General features: G+C 74.9%; 2 protein-coding genes. Both read right to left on the bottom strand.

Annotation, left to right across the window (positions count from 1 at the left end; translation table 11 throughout):
- Positions 1-1,287, bottom strand: a 1,287-nt coding sequence (locus DZG00_RS14180) for a M1 family metallopeptidase (protein ID WP_147360019.1), incomplete at its 3' end; no start/stop codon positions are given.
- On the bottom strand, positions 1,284-2,843 hold a 1,560-nt coding region (locus DZG00_RS14175), incomplete at its 5' end, for a Pls/PosA family non-ribosomal peptide synthetase (RefSeq protein WP_375342508.1). The genes DZG00_RS14180 and DZG00_RS14175, both read right to left, overlap by 4 nt.

Genomic DNA, 2,843 nt, shown 5'->3' with positions numbered 1-2,843 from the left:
CGGCAGCGGCGCGTCCGCGAGCCAGGCGCGCAGCAGCGCGCCCGCATCGCCGGCCGCGGCCACGAGGTCGTCGGTGGTGCGCGGATCCGTCCACGCCGGATCCGTCCACGTGCGCAGCAGCTCCCGCCACGACGCGTCGCCGAGCGTCAGCCGCAGCGCGTGGAGGGCGAGGGCGCCGCGCTTGTAGACGACGTCGTCGAACATCGACTCGGGCCCGGGATCGCCGATGCCCATCTGCGTGCCGTAGCGGTCGAGGCGCGCGTGGTGCTGGCGCGCGAGCTGGTCGGCGGTCGGCCCGCCGGACTCCTCCGACCACAGCCACTCGGCGTAGCAGGCGAAGCCCTCGTTGAGCCAGATGTGCTGCCACGACGCGAGGCCCACCGAGTTGCCGAACCACTGGTGCGCGAGCTCGTGGGCGACGAGCCGCTCGGATCCGCCGGTGCCGTCCGCGTGGTTCGAGCCGAGCACGGCCATCGCCTGCGCCTCGAGCGGGATCTCCAGCTCGTCGTCGGTGACCACGACCCGGTACTCGTCGAACGGGTACGGCCCGAACAGCGTCTCGAAGAACGCCATCATGCGCGGCACGGGCGCGAGGTCCTGGAGGACCCGGGCCTCGCGCGGCTTCGGGTACGCGAACACCGCCTGCGTGGATCCGGCGGGCACGCGCCGCTCGGCGTAGCGGCCGATCTGCACGGTGGCGAGGTACGGCGCGGTCCGCGCGTCCTGCTCGTAGGTCCAGGTGGCGCGGCCCGAGCGCTCGAGCCGGGAGACGAGCCGGCCGCTCGCGATGACGGAGTAGTCGACCTCGCACGCGACGCGGATCCGGAACGTCGCCCGGTCGTCCGGTCGGTCGTTGCAGGGGAACCACGTGGATGCGCCGCTCGGCTGCGACGCGACGAGCACGCCGTCGCCGAGCTCCTCCCAGCCGAGGTCGCCCCAGGTGGTGCGGCGGGGGCCGGGCTCGCCGGAGTACGAGACGTCGACCGTGAAGGACGCGCCCGCGGGGATCGGCGCGGCCGGGGTCACGACGAGGCGCCCGCCGCGCTGCACGTGCCGGGTCTCGCGGCGGCCGTCCACGCGCACGTCGCCCGCGCGCAGGCCCGTGAGGTCGAGCTCGAAGCGGGGGAGCGGCTCGCGCGCGACTGCGGTGATGACCGCGCGTGCCTTGAGACGGTTGCGGGCCACGCGGTAGTCGAGGTCGAGGTCGTAGCGCTCGACCGCGTACGCGGAGGATCCGACCTCGGGGGTGTACTCGTCGCCGGACGCGGGGCCGGCCGTGGCCCTCACCGGCGACCGGCGGTCGCGCGCGCGGCGGTGTCGGCGGTCTCGGCGGGAGCGGTGGCGGGGGCGTCCGCGGTCGTCGCGGGCAGGTAGCGTCCCGTCTTCACCTCGCGCCACGGGCCGATCGGGTTGCCGCTCCAGCGGCTGGCCTCGGGCACGAGCTCCCCGCGCATCACGAGGCTCGCGGGCCCCACGGTGGCCTGCGGCCCGATTCGCGCCGCGGGGAGGATGACGCTGTGCGGCCCGAGGGTCGCACCCGCGTCGAGGGTGACGGTGTCCATGCTCATGATCCGATCATGGAACAGATGCGTCTGGACGACACAGCCGCGGTTGATCGTGGATGCATCCCCGAGGGTCACGAGGTCCGCCTCGGGCAGCCAGTGCGAGTCGCACCAGACGCCGGATCCGATGCGCGCGCCGAGGCTGCGCAGCCACCAGACGAGCGCGGGCGTGCCGGCGGCGGACGATGCGAACCACGGCGCAGCGACCATCTCGGTGAAGACGTCCGACACCTCGCTGCGCCACACGAACGACGACCACAGCGGGTGCTCCTCCGCGCGGATCCGGCCGATGAGGATCCACTTCGCGGCTGTCGAGATGCCCGCCGCCACCGCGCCCGCCACGAGGAGCACGACGCCGCCGAGCAGGAACGCGGCGAGCGGGCCCCATGCCGAGGTGAGCGCGGCGAGCGTCACGAGCACCGCGAGGCCGATCGCGCATGTCGCGAACACGGGCAAGACGCGGAGCAGCTCCCACAGTATGCGGGCCACGCGCAGCCGGGTCGGCGGCCGGAACGTGCGCGAGTCGTCGGCCGCGGCGACCGTGCGCCGGAGCCGGACGGGCGGGGAGCCGAGCCAGGAGGATCCGGCCTTCGACTTCGTGGGCGCGGCCGAGAGCACGGCGACGAGCCCGTCCTTCGGGACCTTGTGGCCGGGGCCCGCCATGCCCGAGTTGCCGAGGAACGCCCGCTGGCCGATCTCGGCGCGCGCGACGCGCATCCACCCGCCGCCGAGCTCGTACCCGGCGACGAGCGTGTCGTCGGCGAGGAAGGCGCCGTCGCGGATCGTGGTCATCGCGGGGATGAGCAGCACGGTCGACGCCTCGACGTCCTTCCCGACGCGCGCACCGAGAAGCCGCAGCCAGACGGGCGTGAAGAGGCCGGCGTAGAGCGGGAAGAGCACGGTGCGCGCGAGGTCGAGCAGGCGCTCGGTGGTCCAGAGCTGCCAGCCGACGCGGCTGCGCACCGCGTGGATGCCCTCCGTGACGCCGAGGCCGAGCAGGCGCACGGATCCCGCCACGAGCAGCGCGAGCACGAGCCCCGTCACGAGCACGGCGGGCACGAGCGCGCCGAGGCCGCGCCACCACACGTCGCCGAGGTCGTCGGATCCGCGGATGGCGGCCGCGAGGATCCCGCCGCCCGCGACGAACGCGACCACCGGCACGAGCGCGGTCGCGACCGACGAGACGCCGTACGCCGTGACCCAGCGCGTGCCGCGCGGCGGCCGGTGATCGGGCCACCAGACGCGGGCCTTCCCCTCGCGCGCGGCGGGGGACCCGGCCCA

Origin of the sequence: Clavibacter lycopersici (assembly GCF_003576405.1) — a bacterium.
Classification (GTDB): domain Bacteria; phylum Actinomycetota; class Actinomycetes; order Actinomycetales; family Microbacteriaceae; genus Clavibacter; species Clavibacter lycopersici.
The sequence above is the reverse complement of the archived record's forward strand: the minus strand, read 5'-3'. Positions and strand labels throughout refer to the sequence as shown.